Origin of the sequence: Streptomyces sp. UNOB3_S3, from assembly GCF_020740895.1 — a bacterium.
Classification (GTDB): domain Bacteria; phylum Actinomycetota; class Actinomycetes; order Streptomycetales; family Streptomycetaceae; genus Streptomyces.
Genome location: NZ_JAILXP010000164.1, coordinates 1 through 15,378, shown reverse-complemented (window position 1 = coordinate 15,378; position 15,378 = coordinate 1). Strand labels below are relative to the sequence as shown.

14 protein-coding genes, 1 rRNA gene and 1 riboswitch are annotated in these 15,378 nt (G+C 71.3%); of the genes, 12 read left to right on the top strand and 3 right to left on the bottom strand.

The window, feature by feature from the left end:
- From rrf to K6I33_RS18940, 11 genes are all read left to right on the top strand, one after another.
- Positions 1 to 77, top strand: a 5S ribosomal RNA gene (gene rrf / locus K6I33_RS18990); the annotation flags it as partial.
- Positions 78 to 222: 145 nt separating this feature from the next.
- Entirely contained in the window at positions 223 to 813 is a 591-nt protein-coding gene (locus K6I33_RS18985) for a CDP-alcohol phosphatidyltransferase family protein (RefSeq protein ID WP_229353957.1), read from the top strand.
- 128 nt (positions 814 to 941) lie between these two features.
- A complete protein-coding gene (locus K6I33_RS18980) occupies positions 942 to 3,437 on the top strand; it encodes a mannose-1-phosphate guanyltransferase (RefSeq protein ID WP_229353955.1) in 2,496 nt (831 codons plus the stop codon).
- 137 nt (positions 3,438 to 3,574) lie between these two features.
- Positions 3,575 to 4,456: a DUF881 domain-containing protein gene (locus K6I33_RS18975; protein WP_229353953.1), complete on the top strand. Its 882-nt coding sequence runs from the start codon at positions 3,575 to 3,577 to the stop codon at positions 4,454 to 4,456.
- A complete protein-coding gene (locus tag K6I33_RS18970; RefSeq protein ID WP_071964751.1) occupies positions 4,453 to 4,785 on the top strand; it encodes a small basic family protein in 333 nt (110 codons plus the stop codon). Before K6I33_RS18975 ends, K6I33_RS18970 begins: the two co-directional genes overlap by 4 nt.
- 5 nt (positions 4,786 to 4,790) lie before the next feature.
- Positions 4,791 to 5,792, top strand: a complete 1,002-nt coding sequence (locus tag K6I33_RS18965) for a DUF881 domain-containing protein (protein WP_229353951.1) — start codon at positions 4,791 to 4,793, stop codon at positions 5,790 to 5,792.
- A gap of 130 nt (positions 5,793 to 5,922) precedes the next feature.
- On the top strand, positions 5,923 to 6,768 hold the full coding sequence (locus tag K6I33_RS18960; RefSeq protein ID WP_374285136.1) for an FHA domain-containing protein: 846 nt from the start codon (positions 5,923 to 5,925) through the stop codon (positions 6,766 to 6,768).
- Positions 6,769 to 6,810: 42 nt separating this feature from the next.
- The gene (locus K6I33_RS18955; protein WP_229353949.1) at positions 6,811 to 7,596 is read left to right on the top strand and encodes a MerR family transcriptional regulator; all 786 of its coding nucleotides are present in this window, start codon (positions 6,811 to 6,813) and stop codon (positions 7,594 to 7,596) included.
- A 45-nt stretch (positions 7,597 to 7,641) separates the two neighbouring features.
- Positions 7,642 to 8,115, top strand: coding sequence for a bifunctional nuclease family protein (locus K6I33_RS18950; RefSeq protein ID WP_099198755.1), 474 nt, complete (start codon positions 7,642 to 7,644; stop codon positions 8,113 to 8,115).
- A 190-nt stretch (positions 8,116 to 8,305) separates the two neighbouring features.
- Positions 8,306 to 8,947, top strand: a complete 642-nt coding sequence (locus K6I33_RS18945) for a MerR family transcriptional regulator (protein ID WP_374285131.1) — start codon at positions 8,306 to 8,308, stop codon at positions 8,945 to 8,947.
- Between the two features lie 125 nt (positions 8,948 to 9,072).
- The gene (locus K6I33_RS18940; protein ID WP_229353947.1) at positions 9,073 to 10,572 is read left to right on the top strand and encodes a DNA polymerase IV; all 1,500 of its coding nucleotides are present in this window, start codon (positions 9,073 to 9,075) and stop codon (positions 10,570 to 10,572) included.
- Here the strand turns inward: K6I33_RS18940 and K6I33_RS18935 are convergent.
- Entirely contained in the window at positions 10,464 to 10,865 is a 402-nt protein-coding gene (locus K6I33_RS18935) for a PRC-barrel domain-containing protein (RefSeq protein ID WP_229353945.1), read from the bottom strand. The genes K6I33_RS18940 and K6I33_RS18935 overlap by 109 nt on opposite strands.
- A 120-nt stretch (positions 10,866 to 10,985) precedes the next feature.
- A riboswitch (glycine riboswitch) is annotated at positions 10,986 to 11,094 on the top strand.
- Positions 11,095 to 11,284: 190 nt separating this feature from the next.
- On the opposite strand from K6I33_RS18935, the gene gcvP reads away from it, so the two are divergent.
- Positions 11,285 to 14,170 carry an aminomethyl-transferring glycine dehydrogenase gene (gene gcvP / locus K6I33_RS18930; RefSeq protein ID WP_229353943.1) on the top strand — a complete coding sequence of 962 codons (2,886 nt, stop codon included), beginning with the start codon at positions 11,285 to 11,287 and terminating at the stop codon, positions 14,168 to 14,170.
- A 130-nt stretch (positions 14,171 to 14,300) separates the two neighbouring features.
- Here gcvP and K6I33_RS18925 read toward each other — a convergent pair whose 3' ends face one another.
- Positions 14,301 to 14,507, bottom strand: a complete 207-nt coding sequence (locus K6I33_RS18925) for a DUF5999 family protein (protein ID WP_189450841.1) — start codon at positions 14,505 to 14,507, stop codon at positions 14,301 to 14,303.
- Positions 14,508 to 14,844: 337 nt separating this feature from the next.
- Positions 14,845 to 15,378, bottom strand: a 534-nt coding sequence (locus tag K6I33_RS18920) for a hypothetical protein (RefSeq protein WP_229353939.1), incomplete at its 5' end; no start/stop codon positions are given.

Genomic DNA, 15,378 nt, shown 5'->3' with positions numbered 1-15,378 from the left:
CGAACCCGGAAGCTAAGCCTTTCAGCGCCGATGGTACTGCAGGGGGGACCCTGTGGGAGAGTAGGACGCCGCCGAACTCCTTTTAAGAGAAAGCCCTGGCAGGGGATACCTGCCGGGGCTTTCTTGCGTTCTGCCACCGTGGCCCCCTCTGCGCGGTCCCCTCACCACTGGGGGTAAAGTCAGGGGGAATCGTTGGTACATATCCCCACAGGAGGCCCCCGGGTGGAGGTCCAGGAGACGCGTGTTCAGACCGACCGTGTCCTCACCATCCCGAACATCCTCAGCATGGCTCGCCTCGTCGGCGTTCCACTGTTCCTGTGGCTGATTCTCCAGAAGCACGACGGCTGGGCGCTCCTCGTCCTGGCGCTCAGTGGAGTGAGCGACTACCTCGACGGAAAGCTCGCCCGGCGCTGGAATCAGATCAGCAGCCTCGGCCGGCTGCTCGATCCGGCCGCCGACCGGCTCTACATCCTCTCCACGCTCTTCGGTCTGACCTGGCGTGAGATTCTTCCGCTCTGGCTGACCCTGGCCCTGCTCGCCCGGGAGGCGATGCTGCTGGTCATGGTGTGGATCCTGAGACGCCACGGCTATCCGCCGCCGCAGGTGAACTTCCTCGGCAAGGCCGCGACCTTCAACCTGATGTACGCCTTCCCGTTGCTGCTTCTCAGTGATGGATCCGGCTGGCTCTCGTCACTCGCCGCGATTTTCGGATGGGCGTTCGCCGGATGGGGTACAACCCTCTATTGGTGGGCAGGGATCCTCTACGTGGTCCAGGTCCGCCGACTCGTCAGGGCGGATGCCACGGCCGACTGATCTCGCCGTACTCCCCAGCCTCCATCGGGCAGGAGCCCACCGGGCGCGCGCGGACGCGCGGCGCCGGCCGGGCTCGTCGGGCGGTTCCGTCGGCATGACCGTCGTCTCTCAAGGAGGACGCTTCCGACATGAAGGCCGTCGTGATGGCCGGAGGCGAGGGCACCCGCCTTCGCCCCATGACCTCGAGCATGCCCAAGCCGCTCCTGCCCGTGGCCAACCGGCCGATCATGGAGCATGTGCTCCGCCTGCTGAAGCGGCACGGGCTCACCGAGACCGTGGTGACCGTACAGTTCCTGGCCTCTCTGGTGCGGAACTACTTCGGTGACGGTGAGGAGCTCGGCATGGAGCTCACCTATGCCAACGAGGAGAAGCCACTCGGCACCGCGGGCAGCGTCAAGAACGCCGAGGAGGCGCTCAAGGACGATGCCTTCCTCGTGATCTCGGGCGACGCCCTCACCGATTTCGACCTCACCGACCTGATCCGTTTTCACAAGGAGAAGGGCGCCCTGGTCACGGTCTGCCTGACGCGCGTCCCCAATCCGCTGGAATTCGGCATCACGATCGTCGACGAGCAGGGCAGGGTCGAGCGCTTCCTGGAGAAGCCCACCTGGGGCCAGGTCTTCTCCGACACCGTCAATACGGGCATCTATGTCATGGAGCCCGAGGTCTTCGACTACGTCCGGCCCGATGTCCCGGTCGACTGGTCGGGGGACGTCTTCCCGCAGCTGATGAAGGAAGGCAAGCCCATCTTCGGCTATGTGGCCGAGGGCTACTGGGAGGACGTCGGCACCCATGAGAGCTATGTGAAGGCACAGGCCGATGTCCTGGAGGGCAAGGTCGACGTCGACATGGACGGTTTCGAGATCTCGCCCGGGGTCTGGGTGGCCGAGGGCGCCGAGGTGCATCCCGACGCGGTCCTGCGCGGCCCGCTCTACATCGGCGACTACGCGAAGGTCGAGGCCGGCGCCGAGATCCGGGAGCACACCGTTGTCGGCTCCAACGTGGTCGTCAAGAGCGGTGCCTTTCTCCACAGGGCCGTCGTCCACGACAACGTCTACGTCGGTCAGCAGAGCAATCTGCGCGGCTGTGTCATCGGCAAGAACACCGACATCATGCGGGCGGCCCGGATCGAGGACGGTGCCGTCATCGGCGATGAGTGCCTCGTCGGTGAGGAATCGATTATCCAGGGCAATGTCCGGGTCTATCCCTTCAAGACCATCGAGGCCGGCGCGTTCGTCAACACCTCGGTCATCTGGGAGTCCCGGGGACAGGCCCATCTCTTCGGCGCCCGCGGTGTGTCCGGGATCCTCAATGTGGAGATCACGCCCGAGCTGGCGGTCCGGCTAGCCGGCGCGTATGCGACGACGCTGAAGAAGGGGGCCACCGTCACCACGGCGCGTGACCACTCCCGTGGTGCGCGGGCCCTCAAGCGTGCGGTGATCTCGGCCCTCCAGGCCAGCGCCATCGACGTCCGTGATCTGGAGAACGTCCCCCTGCCGGTGGCCCGGCAGCAGACCGCGCGGGGCAGTGCCGGCGGCATCATGATCCGTACGTCGCCCGGGGTGCCGGACTCGGTGGACATCATGTTCCTGGACGAGCGCGGTGCCGACCTCTCCCAGGCGGGGCAGCGCAAGCTCGACCGGGTCTACGCCCGCCAGGAGTACCGGCGTGCGTTCCCCGGGGAGATCGGCGATCTGTCCTTCCCCTCCAGCGTCTATGACTCCTACACGGGTTCGCTGCTGCGGTCCGTGGACACCACCGGTGTCGCGGAGGCGGGGCTGAAGGTGGTCGTGGACGCCTCGAACGGCAGCGCGGGGCTCGTTCTGCCCAGCCTGCTCGGCCGGCTGGGGGTGGACGCGCTCACCATCAACCCCGGGCTGGACGAGGCCCGTCCCACCGAGACCGCCGACACCCGCCGTTCCGGGCTGGTGCGGCTGGGGGAGATCGTGGCGTCGGCGCGGGCCGCGTTCGGGGTGCGGTTCGACCCGGTGGGCGAGCGGATCTCGCTGGTGGACGAGCGCGGGCGCATCGTGGAGGACGACCGTGCGCTGCTGGTCCTGCTCGACCTGGTGGCGGCCGAGCGGCGCAGCGGGCGGGTGGCGCTGCCGGTGACCACGACCCGGATCGCCGAGCAGGTGGCCGCGTACCACGGGACGCAGGTGGAGTGGACGACGACGTCGCCGGACGATCTGACGAGGGTGGGCCGGCAGGAGTCGACGATCTTCGGTGGGGACGGGCGCGGCGGCTTCATCATCCCGGAGTCCAGCAGTGTCTTCGACGGTACGGCCGCTTTCGTCCGGTTGATCGGACTGGTGGCCCGTACCCAGCTCACGCTCAGCCAGATAGACGCACGGATTCCCAGGGCGCATGTCCTGCGCCGGGACCTGGCCACGCCGTGGGCCGTCAAGGGCCTGGTGATGCGGCATGTGGTGGAGGCCGCCGGGGAGCGTTCGGTGGACACGACGGACGGGGTGCGGGTGGTCGAGGCCGACGGGCGCTGGGTGATGGTGCTGCCCGACCCGGCGGAGGCGGTGACGCACCTGTGGGCGGAGGGGCCTGACGACGCCTCCGCGCAGGCGCTGCTGGACGAGTGGTCGGCGGTCGTGGACGGCGCCGGGCGCTGACGCCGCCCGGGGCGTCGTCCGCCCCGGGCGGGGGGATGTTCCCCCGGTGTTTCCGGGGTGTCGTGATTCCGTACCGGATCCGGCACGCCGGTGGGGCCATTGGGAGACGACGCCCCCGACGTGCGACGATGTGCGGCATGTCGCAGCAGCCCCCCGTTCGGAGCACCTCGTCGCCGCCGTCGCGTCCCGACGCGTCGATGTCGCTGCTGACCAATGTGATGGATCACAGCCTCGACGAGGGGTACGCGGAGGCGGCGGCCCGGCGGGCCGAGGGCGGCAAGGGGCTGCCGAGCACCCTGCGGGCCAAGTTGGGGCTGGCCGCCGCCCTGATGCTGTCGGCCGTGGTGGTGACGCTGGGGGCGGCGCAGGCGCGGATATCGGCACCGACGCTGGCGAAGGAGCGCGAGCAGCTCATCCAGCGGATCGAGGCGGAGACCTCCGCCGCGGACAGCCTCCAGAAGAACGTCGACTCCCTGCGGGGCTCGGTCGGCACCAAGCAGCGTGACGCGCTGCGGAAACACGGTGGGGACAAGGCCGAGTTGGTCTCGCTGCTCGCCGGTGCGACGCCGGTGCACGGGCCCGGGGTCAAGGTGGTGATCGACGACGCCAAGCAGGCGAAGACCGGTGGGGGCGGGCCTCGGGAGAGCAGTGGCTTCTCCGACACCGGGCGGGTGCGCGACCGGGACATGCAGCGTGTCGTCAACGGTCTGTGGCAGTCCGGCGCCGAGGCGATCGCGATCAACGGTCAGCGGCTGACGGCGCTGTCAGCGATCAGGGCCGCGGGTGACGCCATACTGGTCGACAACAGACCGCTGGTGCCGCCGTACACGGTGCTGGCGATCGGGGACGGGCAGCGGTTCAGCACCGCTTTCCAGGACAGCGTCGACGGCCAGTATCTGCATGTGCTCCAGCAGAACTACGGGGTCCGCGCGAGCATTTCCACCCAGGGCGACGTCCGGCTGCCGGCCGCGCCGAGTCTGATCGTACGTACCGCAACACCAGGGAAGGGCACATCGTGATCGCCGTATTGGGCCTCATCGTGGGAGTCGTGGTCGGGCTGGTCGTCCGTCCCGTGGTGCCGACGGCGGTCGAGCCCTACCTTCCCATCGCCGTCGTAGCGGCGCTCGACGCGGTCTTCGGCGGCCTCCGGGCGATGCTGGACGGGATCTTCGACGACAAGGTGTTCGTCGTCTCGTTCCTGTCCAATGTGGTCGTGGCCGCGCTCATCGTCTTCCTGGGCGACAAGCTCGGCGTCGGCGCGCAGCTGTCCACCGGTGTGGTGGTGGTCCTGGGCATCCGCATCTTCTCCAACGCGGCCGCCATCCGGCGGCACATCTTCCGGGCGTGAGACCGATGAGCGCAGACGACACTCCCGACAAGTCCGGACAGGGTCAGGAACGTCCGGAGGAGCCGGAGAAGAAGGAGCAGCGGGAACGGCCTGAGCCGCCGGCCGGGGAGCCGGGCGAGCGTGCCGAGGCGCCGGCCGGGCCGGAGAGGGAACGCCCGGAACCGGAGCCCGAGGAGCCCGGGGCCGAGAAGCCCGGGGCCGGGGCGTCCCCGCCCGGGGAGCCGGGCCCGGAGGGGGCCGGACCAGGCCCTGTCCCCCCAAAGGAAGCCGCTCCCGGGGCCGTGCCGTTGACGGGGCGTCAACGGCTGATGAGCGGGCTGTGGCCCCCAAGGCTGACGCGTGCCCAGCTCACCGTGGCGGTGCTGCTGTGCGTCCTCGGACTGGGTCTGGCCATCCAGGTCCGTTCGACGAGCGACAACAGCGCCCTGCGCGGCGCCCGGCAGGAGGATCTCGTAAGGATCCTGGACGAACTGGACAACCGCACCAAGCGGCTCGAGGACGAGAAGCGCAAGCTGGAGAGCCAGCGCTCCGAGCTGGAGAGCAGCTCCAACCAGGCGGCCGAGGCCCGGAAACAGACCGCGCAGAAGGAGGAGCAGCTCGGGGTGCTCGCGGGTACGGTTGCGGCCGAGGGGCCCGGTATCGAGCTCACGGTGAGCGACAGCAAGGGCTCCGTGGAGGCGGACAAGCTGCTCGACACGATTCAGGAGCTGCGGGCCGCGGGTGCGGAGGCGATCCAGATCAACGATGTCCGGGTTGTCGCGAGCACCTACTTCTCCGGCTCCGCGGGAAAGGTGGAGATCGATGGAAAAAAGGTCTCGCAGCCCTATAAGTTCAAGGTCATCGGCAAGCCCCAGGACCTGGAGCCCGCGCTGAACATCCCTGGTGGTGTGGTGCAGACTCTCGAGAAGGAGCAGGCGTCGGTGAGTGTCTCCCGGTCTGAGAAGATCATTGTGGACGCCTTGCGCCCGGCGAAGCGGCCTGACTACGCTCGGTCGTCATCGCAGTGAGACGGGCGTGCGGTCGTGGCCCGTGGGGATGGCGGGAGGTTGCGGGGGGTCGGCGCACCAAGTCAAGGGTGCGTGATGGAAACTGTCTGTTGACTGCGGACGTTGTAGAGATGTCCAGGTCGGACGGTGTGTGCAGCAAGGTTTTGTCCTGCCCCACGGGCGGGTCTGTTTCGGTCAAGGGGAATCGCCCGTGAAGTTGTTTGCGAAGTTGTTCGGCAAGAGCGCACGCCAGGACGGCGGCACCGCCCGGCACCGGGCACCGCGTCCCGGGGAGGGCGGCGAGAACGCCCAGGAAGGCCGTCCGCTGTTCCGGGACCAGGTCGACGCCCAGGGCTACGAAGGCGGCATTCCGGGCGGTCCGGGCGCGTCCTCTGTTGACCCTGCCCAGGCGGGGCGCATAGGTTTCGGGGCACCAGCGACCTCAAGTGCGGGTGGAGGGTTTGCCTTGCCGGTATGTACGAGGTGTGGCCACCGGAACGCCGAGGCCAGCCGGTTCTGTTCCAACTGCGGCGCTCCGCTGCGGCCGGGCGCGGTCGCCGAGCGCGCGTCGGAGACGACCTCGACCATCTCCATCTCCGGTCTCGAGGCGTACGACTCGGAGACCACCGGCCAGACGGCGATCCCGGCGCTCTCGCCCGAGGCCCAGGCCGCCGTCGAGGCGCTGCCGCAGGGCTCGGCCCTGCTGGTGGTCCGCCGCGGCCCCAACTCCGGCAGCCGTTTCCTGCTGGACGCCGAGGTGACGACCGCGGGCCGGCACCCGCAGAGCGACATCTTCCTCGACGACGTCACCGTCTCGCGCCGGCACGTGGAGTTCCGCCGGGGCCACGACGGCAGCTTCACCGTCACCGACGTCGGCAGCCTCAACGGCACCTACGTCAACCGTGAGCAGATCGAGTCGGTTGTCCTGTCCAACGGCGACGAGGTGCAGATCGGCAAGTACCGGCTGGTCTTCTTCGGCAGCCAGCGGGCCATCTGACCCGCTCCCGGACGCGGTCCGGGGCACCTCCAGGGAAGGGCCATGCTTCGAACACCGTCGGGCGGCACCGGATCCTCCGGTGCCGCCGGCGCGGAGGGCCGGCTGGTGAGCATCGGAACGGTGCTCAACCTGCTGCGCGAGGAGTTCCCCGAGGTCACCATCTCCAAGATCCGTTTCCTGGAGGCGGAGGGCCTGGTGGAGCCCCGGCGGACCCCGTCCGGCTACCGCAAGTTCAGCACGGAGGACGTGGCCCGGCTCGCGCATGTGCTGCGGATGCAGCGCGATCACTATCTCCCGCTCAAGGTCATCCGGGAGCAGCTGGACGCCCTGGCCCGGGGCGAGCGGATCCAGCTGCCCGCCCCAGCGCAGCCGAGGGACGCCCTCGACCTCACGGACGTCCTGGACGAGCCCGGGGCGCCCACGGCGGCCCCCGGAGGGCCCGAGGGGCCCGTGGCGGCCCGTATCGGCCGTGCGGAGCTGCTGGCCGGCGCCGGGGCCACCGAGGAGGAGCTGGCCGAGTGGGAGTCCTACGGGCTGCTCACGGCCCACCCGGACGGCGGATTCGACGCCGATTCCATGACGATCGCCAAGCTCGTCGCCGACCTGGGCCGCTTCGGTCTGGAGCCGCGCCATCTACGGGCCGTGAAGGCCGCCGCCGAGCGGGAGGCGGGCCTGGTCGAGCAGGTGGTCGCCCCCCTGCGCCGGCACCGCAATCCGCAGACCAGGGCCCATGCCGAGGCCACCGCCAGGGAGCTGGCCGCCCTGTCCGTACGGCTCCACGCGGCCCTGGTGAGGGCCGCTCTCCAGCCCCGTGGCCAGTCACAGTGAGTGCCCGACTACCCAAACCCGCCGGGCACGGCCTAGGGTTGCTGTGTGAACGAGCTCGATGTCGTGGGTGTCCGGGTGGAAATGCCCTCAAACCAGCCGATCGTGCTCCTGCGTGAAGTGGGAGGCGACCGCTACCTCCCGATTTGGATCGGACCGGGAGAGGCGACGGCGATCGCCTTCGCCCAGCAGGGCATGGCGCCTGCCCGTCCGCTGACCCACGACCTGTTCAAGGACGTGCTGGAAGCGGTCGGACAGCAGCTCGCGGAGGTCCGCATCACGGATCTGCGCGAAGGCGTCTTCTACGCGGAGCTGGTCTTCGCGAGCGGGGTGGAGGTCAGCGCGCGGCCGTCCGACGCCATAGCGCTGGCGCTGCGCACCGGCACGCCGATCTACGGCAGTGACGGGGTGCTGGACGACGCGGGGATCGCCATCCCGGACGAGCAGGAGGACGAGGTGGAGAAGTTCCGCGAGTTCCTCGACCAGATCTCGCCGGAGGACTTCGGCAGCAGCAACCAGTAGGGCGCGTGGCGGCCGGCGGAGAGCCGGCGGAAACCGCCCCGGGGTCGCATTCGAGTAGTTTTTCCCGCTACCCGGACACGTAAAACCACTCTCAGGGTGATTATCACTCGGCGTGCCGAGTGTGGCGATCGTTGACGCACCCCGAGCGACTGCCTACCGTCGAGAAGGCAGGTCAAGGACGGAGGTCGGCGTGAGAAGCACGGGCGACGGTACGGCGGTCGGCGGTCCGTATCCGCTGCATGGGGGAACGGTCGAACCAGTGCCCCGCTATTCCGCGACGGCGGCGGTGACCACTCCCCGGGGAAGCGAGCCCGGGGGCGCGGCACCCTCCCGGAGCTCCGACGGCATCGGGTACCGGGGACCGACGGCGTGCGCGGCCGCGGGCATCACCTACCGGCAGCTCGACTACTGGGCGCGCACCGGGCTCGTGGAGCCCAGCGTGCGGCCCGCGTACGGGTCGGGCAGCCAGCGGCTCTACAGCTTCCGGGACGTCGTCGTCCTGAAGATCGTGAAGCGGCTCCTGGACACCGGGGTCTCGCTCCAGAACATCCGCACCGCCGTGCAGCACCTGCGCACGCGCGGCATGGAGGACCTGGCGCAGATGACGCTGATGAGCGACGGTGCCACGGTCTACGAGTGCACCTCGCCCGACGAGGTCGTCGACCTCCTCCAGGGCGGCCAGGGCGTCTTCGGGATCGCCGTGGGCGTCGTCTGGCGCGATGTGGAGAGCGCCCTCGCCCAGCTCCACGGGGAGCGGGTGGACACCGGTGAGACGCTCGTCGGCCACAACCCGGCCGACGAGCTCGCCCGCCGCCGCAACCGGGCGGGCTGAGGCCCTCCGGGGCCGCCGTACGGCAGTGTGACAGGGCGCCCCGCGCGGGCCGCGAGAGCGGCCGGCACGGGGCGCCTCGTCGTACACCGGCGCGATTGTCAGTGGTATGCGGCAGCATCGGTCCTGTGAGGGGTGCGCCGACGATTCTCCATCTGGACATGGACGCGTTCTACGCTTCGGTGGAACAGGCGTCCAAGCCCAGCCTGCGCGGAAAACCCGTGGTGGTGGGCGGGCTGGGCCCGCGCGGGGTGGTGGCCACCGCGTCGTACGAGGCGCGGGTCTTCGGCGTCCACTCCGCCATGGCGACGGCCCAGGCCCGCAGGCTCTGCCCCAACGCCGCCTATCTCACCCCGCGGTTCGCCGTGTACCAGGGGATCAGCCAGGTGGTGATGGGGCTGCTGGGCGAGCTGTCGCCGCTGGTGGAGCCGCTCAGCCTCGACGAGGCGTTCGTCGACCTGGAGGCGGGCGGAGTGCCGCCCACCGGAGCGGCCGCCCGCGCGGTGGCGGAGCGGCTGCGGCGCGACATCAAGGCGGCCACGGGGCTCACGGCCTCGGTGGGGCTGGCCGGCTCCAAGATGCTCGCGAAGATCGCCTCGGAGGAGGCCAAGCCGGACGGCCTCAGGCTCATAGAGCCCGGCACGGAGCTGGAGGTGCTCGGCCCGATGTCGGTACGGGCCGTCCCGGGTGTCGGCCCCGCCACCGCTGAAACGTTGCGGCGCGCCGGTATCACCACCGTGGCGGAGACGGCCGGGGCCGGCGAGGACGAGCTGGTGCGCCTCCTCGGCAAGGCCCACGGCGCCGGGCTGTACGCCCTGGCCACCGGGCACGACGACCGTCCCGTGGTCGCCGAGCGGGACGCCAAGTCCGTGTCCGTGGAGGACACCTTCGACGAGGACCTGACCGACCGGACCCGGGTGCAGCTGGAGCTCGCCCGTCTCGCCGACCGCTGCGTGACCCGGCTGCGCGGCGCCGGGCGCTCGGGGCGGACGGTCGTCATCAAGGTCCGACGGTACGACTTCTCGACCCTGACCCGCTCGGAGACCCTGCGCGGCCCGACCGACGACCCCGCCGTGGTGCGCGAGGCGGCCGCCCGGCTGCTGGAGCACGTGGACACCACGGCCGGGGTGCGGCTGCTGGGCGTGGGCGTCTCCGGGCTCGCCGACTACACCCAGGAGGATCTCTTCGCCCAGGCCGCGGCCGGGGCCGCCGAGGCCGCCGCGGCTGCCGCGGCTACCGGGATGGCTGGGACGGCCGGAGCGCCCGATGCGGCACCCCATGAGCCCGAGACGCACCAGGAGCCCCGGAAGGCCCCCGAGGGGCCGCCGCGATGGCTCCCGGGGCACGACGTCCGGCACGACGAGCACGGGCCGGGCTGGGTGCAGGGCAGCGGCGTGGGGCGCGTCACCGTCCGCTTCGAGGAGCCCTGGTCGGCGCCCGGCCGGGTGCGGACCTTCCGCGTCGACGACCCGGCGCTCCACCCCGCCGAACCGCTGCCGCTGGTGCGCGCCGCCGACGATCAGCCGCCCGTGCCGCCCGCGCCCTCCGGGTCCCCGGACGAGGGCTCCCCGGCGGCCGTGCCGTCGGGAGCCGGGGGCGGCTCCGGCGGGGGCAGCTCCAGCCCGTAGTGCCGGTAGAGCCGCAGCTCCTGCGCCGGGGAGAGATGGCGGCCCACCCCGAACCCCGGGGCCTCCTTGATCAGCGCGCGCTCGTAGGGGACGCGCAGCCCGTCGTCCTCCACCCGGCTCGGTTTCAGCGGTACGAAGGCGTCCCGGCCGAAGAGGCCGGTGCGCACGGCCGCCCACTCCGGCTCCCCGGTGGCGTCGTCCAGATACACCTCGTCCACGGTGCCGATCTTCACGCCGTCCCGGTCGAAGGCTTTGCGCCCGATGAGGGTCCGGGGGTCGATGTCGGTCTGCACGGCTCCTCCGCTGCTCCCCGCCCATGACGGTCCTCGTCACCACGAAAAACCACGGACGTGAAACCGGCCACTCGGGAGATCCACCCGGAAACCCCCGCTGGTAGGCTGGCCAGTGGCCGCAGACCCCGTGCGGGAGAGCTCTTCCCGAACCCCACAAGGCGTTCGGAGAAGGCGCCGAAGGAGCAAATCCTCCCCGGAATCTCTCAGGCACCCGTACCGCATGGACGAGGTCACTCTGGAAAGCAGGGCGGGCCCAGGTCAGGCAGCAGCCGCCGAAGCCCCTCCTCACCGACGGTGAAAGCCGGATCGTGCGCCGCGGCCCGGTGAAGCTCTCAGGTTGAGATGACAGAGGGGGAGGCCGTCCGGGTACCCGCGCCGTGGTACCCCTCGCAGGTCGTATGACCAGGAGGCCTCCGCAGATGACCGTCCACCGCATCGCCCTCACCGACCTGGAGCGCGGCACGCCCTTCGAGGCGCGCCACATAGGTCCCGACGCCGCCGCCCAGGCCAAGATGCTCGCCCAGGTCGGCTTCGGCTCGCTCGACGAGCTCACCGCCGCCGCCGTGCCGGACGCGATCAAGAGCGCCGGGGCGCTCGGTCTGCCCGAGGCCCGCACCGAGGCCGAGGTCCTCGCCGAGCTCCGCTCCCTCGCCGACCGCAACACCGTGCTCACCCCCATGATCGGCCTGGGCTACCACGGCACGTTCACGCCCCCGGTGATCCTCCGCAACGTCATGGAGAACCCCGCCTGGTACACGGCCTACACGCCGTACCAGCCGGAGATCTCCCAGGGCCGCCTGGAGGCCCTGCTCAACTTCCAGACGGTCGTCGCCGACCTGACCGGACTGCCCACCTCCGGCGCCTCCCTCCTCGACGAGGGCACCGCCGCCGCCGAGGCCATGGCCCTCTCCCGCCGGGTCGGCAAGGTCAAGGACGGCGTCTTCCTCATCGACGCCGACACCCTGCCGCAGACCGTCGCCGTCATCGAGACGCGCGCCGAGCCCACCGGCGTCGAGGTCGTCGTCGCCGACCTGTCCGCGGGCATCCCCGAGGAGATCGCCGAGCGCGGCGTCTTCGGCGTCCTGCTCCAGTACCCCGGTGCCTCCGGCGCCGTGCGCGACCTCCGCCCGCTGATCGAGCGGGCCCACGAGCTCGGCGCGGTCGTCACCGTCGCCGCCGACCTCCTCGCCCTCACCCTGCTCACCCCGCCCGGCGAGCTCGGCGCGGACATCGCGGTGGGCACCAGCCAGCGCTTCGGCGTCCCCATGGGCTTCGGCGGACCGCACGCCGGATTCATGGCCGTCCGCGAGAAGTTCGCCCGCAGCCTGCCCGGCCGCCTCGTCGGCGTCTCCGTCGACGCCGACGGCGACAAGGCCTACCGCCTGGCCCTCCAGACCCGCGAGCAGCACATCCGCCGCGAGAAGGCCACCAGCAACATCTGCACCGCCCAGGTGCTCCTCGCCGTCATGGCCGGCATGTACGCGGTCTACCACGGCCCCGAGGGGCTCGCCGCGATCGCCCGGCGCACCCACCGCTACGCCGCGATCCTCGCCGAGGGCCTGCGCGCCGGGGGCGCCGAGGTCGTCCACGACGCCTACTTCGACACCGTCACCGTGCGGGTGCCCGGCCGGGCCGCCGAGGTCGTCGAGGCCGCCCGCGAGCGCGGCGTCAACCTCCGCCTCACCGACGCCGACCACGTCGGCGTCTCCTGCGACGAGACCACCACCCGCGCCCACCTGGCCGCCGTCTGGGCCGCGTTCGGCGTGGCGGCCGACGTCGAGGCGCTCGACCCGACGACCTTCGACGCGCTCCCCGAGGGCCTGCTGCGCGACGACGAGTACCTCACCCACCCGGTCTTCCACCAGCACCGCTCCGAGACCGCGATGCTGCGCTACCTGCGCCGCCTCGCCGACCGCGACTACGCCCTGGACCGGGGCATGATCCCGCTCGGCTCGTGCACCATGAAGCTCAACGCCACCACCGAGATGGAGCCGGTCACTTGGCCGGAGTTCGGCCAGCTGCACCCCTTCGCGCCGGTCGGGCAGGCCGAGGGCTACATCACCCTCATCACCGAGCTCGAGGAGCGGCTCGCCGAGGTCACCGGCTACGACAAGGTCTCCCTCCAGCCCAACGCCGGCTCCCAGGGCGAGCTCGCGGGCCTGCTGGCCGTCCGCGCCTACCACCGCGCCAACGGCGACGAACGCCGCACGGTGTGCCTCATCCCGTCCTCCGCGCACGGCACCAACGCCGCCAGCGCCGTGATGGCCGGCATGAAGGTCGTCGTCGTCAGGACCGCCGACGACGGCGAGGTCGACGTCGAGGACCTGCGCGCCAAGATCGAGCAGTACCGCGAAGAGCTCGCCGTGCTGATGATCACCTACCCCTCCACCCACGGCGTCTTCGAGGAGCACGTCGCCGACATCTGCGCGGCCGTGCACGACGCGGGCGGCCAGGTGTACGTCGACGGCGCCAACCTCAACGCCCTGGTGGGCCTGGCCAAGCCGGGCCGGTTCGGCGGCGACGTCTCGCACCTGAACCTCCATAAGACCTTCTGCATCCCGCACGGCGGCGGCGGCCCCGGCGTCGGCCCGGTCGCCGTCCGCGCCCACCTCGCCCCGTACCTGCCCAACCACCCGCTCCAGCCCACCGCGGGCCCGGCCACGGGCGTCGGCCCGATCTCGGCCGCGCCCTGGGGCTCCGCGGGCATCCTGCCGATCTCCTGGTCGTACGTCCGGCTGATGGGCGGCGCGGGCCTCAAGCGCGCCACACAGGTCGCGGTGCTCGGCGCCAACTACATCGCCAAGCGCCTGGAGCCCCACTACCCCGTGCTCTACACCGGCCCGAACGGCCTGGTCGCGCACGAGTGCATCGTGGACCTCCGGCCGCTGACCAAGGCCACCGGCGTGAGCGTCGACGACGTCGCCAAGCGCCTGATCGACTACGGCTTCCACGCGCCGACCATGTCGTTCCCGGTCGCCGGGACGCTGATGATCGAGCCGACGGAGAGCGAGGACCTCGCCGAGCTGGACCGGTTCTGCGAGGCGATGATCGCCATCCGCGCCGAGATCGAGAAGGTCGGCTCGGGGGAGTGGCCCGCCGAGGACAACCCGCTGCGCAACGCCCCGCACACCGCCGCCTCGGTGACGGGCGCCTGGGAGCACCCGTACACCCGCGAGGAGGCCGCCTTCCCGGGCGGGGGCGCGAAGGCCGACAAGTACTGGCCGCCGGTGCGCCGCGTGGACGGCGCCTACGGTGACCGCAACCTGGTCTGCTCCTGCCCGCCGCTGGAGGAGTACGAGGGCTGACGGGCCTTCAGCCTTCAGGACACGGATCAGGGCCGGTCCGGCGCTTCGGCGCCGGGCCGGCCCCTTCTGTGTCGTACGCCGCCTCGGCGGGCCGTCGGCCGTCGTACCGGGCGCGGGCGGTGCCGCCGCGTCAGGCGGCGGTCACCACCTGGTCGGTGCCCAGCGCCCGGTGCGGGGCGATGATCTGTCCGTCCGGCAGCAGCTCACCGGTGTCCTCGAAGCAGAGGACGCCATTGCACAGAAGACTCCATCCCTGCTCCGGGTAGGCGGCCACGAGATGGGCGGCCTCCCGGTCGGCGGAGTCGGCTGACGGGCACGTGGGCTGGTGCGGGCACATGGAAGTGATCTTTCGCTCTGATGTGGTGGCTGTCCTGCGGCTCGACGCGTCGTTCATGCCGCCCCCCGTTGTCATCGTCGGTCGGTCCCAGTCTTGCCCTCCGGGTCTTATTCCGCAGGGATTTCCCGGGGACGCTCCTCACAGGAGGATGACGCGTCACCCGGGCGGGCGGTTGCTCCCAACTGGCCGGTCCCTTCGGGGGGTTCGTGGTAGCCGCAACGGACTAGCCCGGAAGAGTGAGGGGTGGGGACAGCGGTGCGCCCCGCGCCTCCCCTGGTGCGGGGAGGCGCGGGGCGCGGTGGCTCCGGGGATCCGGCCGGACCGGCTCCGGGCCCGGTCAGGCGGTCGCCCGCAGCCGGTGCGGGGGCGCCAGCCGGGGCGTCAGCGCGGGCAGCAGATCGGCGGCCCGGTGCGGGCGGTGGGCCGCGATGCCGGGCGGCGCCGGGGCGAGGGGGACGAGCAGGTCGCCCGGGGCGAACAGCTCGGAGGCGGCGTCGGCCGTGATGTCCGCGTGGAGCCAGAGGGTGAGCATGTAGAGCTCGGGCACCGACAGCAGCCGTGGCTGGTACGGGGTGGTCAGGGCCTCGGCCTGCCGCAGGGCCAGCTCGGTGGAGGCCACGTACGGGCCCTCGCAGAAGTGGGAGAACGCCCAGCCGTCGGCCGTGAGCACGGTCTCGCCGGCCGCCACTGCCCGTTCCCCCTCCTTGATCTGGAACCGCCAGCCGGTCAGCCGGGTGCGCGGCGTCCCGCCGATCGTCCCGGACCGCTCCAGGAGGTGGACGGGCAGCGGGAGTTCGGGGCTGAGCGGGGTCCGGGCGGACCGCAGCGAGGGGGTACGGGCCTCACGGACGGCGGTGGGGGAACCGAGGGC

What these genes read in the sequence shown, in the direction of transcription:
- K6I33_RS18965 (WP_229353951.1), top strand. Translation starts at nt 4,791, where the DNA reads ATGAGCGCAGACGACACTCCCGACAAGTCCGGACAGGGTCAGGAACGT.
- K6I33_RS18955 (WP_229353949.1), top strand. Translation starts at nt 6,811, where the DNA reads ATGCTTCGAACACCGTCGGGCGGCACCGGATCCTCCGGTGCCGCCGGC.
- K6I33_RS18975 (WP_229353953.1), top strand. Translation starts at nt 3,575, where the DNA reads ATGTCGCAGCAGCCCCCCGTTCGGAGCACCTCGTCGCCGCCGTCGCGT.
- K6I33_RS18925 (WP_189450841.1), bottom strand. Translation starts at nt 14,507, where the DNA reads ATGTGCCCGCACCAGCCCACGTGCCCGTCAGCCGACTCCGCCGACCGG.
- K6I33_RS18980 (WP_229353955.1), top strand. Translation starts at nt 942, where the DNA reads ATGAAGGCCGTCGTGATGGCCGGAGGCGAGGGCACCCGCCTTCGCCCC.
- gcvP (WP_229353943.1), top strand. Translation starts at nt 11,285, where the DNA reads ATGACCGTCCACCGCATCGCCCTCACCGACCTGGAGCGCGGCACGCCC.